General features: G+C 50.8%; 1 protein-coding gene. It reads right to left on the bottom strand.

Annotation, left to right across the window (positions count from 1 at the left end; all coding sequences use genetic code 11):
* On the bottom strand, positions 1-258 hold a 258-nt coding region (locus A3774_RS16880; protein WP_197468095.1), incomplete at both ends, for a hypothetical protein.

Here is a 258-nt window from a genome sequence, read left to right as displayed (position 1 = left end):
CTTTTTGGTGACGAGTAATAGGCCGACCACCACTTTCATAAACACTTGCCGAGACCGTTAAATCAAGAGGGACTGACGCCCCTTGCCAGCGATCAGGAATGTCTAGCACACCCGCACCTTGTTCATCCAAAGTAGTACGAGGGATGGTCATGCGGCGTTGCTTTGGCTCGTACCTTTCATCACCAAATACGGTCTCCGGGTACTCTTCAAATACCATCTGAGCTGCTTTCGCCGTGATGATCGCGTCGACTTGATTAC

Source organism: Neptuniibacter marinus (genome assembly GCF_001597725.1).
GTDB lineage: Bacteria > Pseudomonadota > Gammaproteobacteria > Pseudomonadales > Balneatricaceae > Neptuniibacter > Neptuniibacter marinus.
Note: the sequence above shows the minus strand (reverse complement) of the source record. Positions and strands in the feature narration are given on the sequence as shown.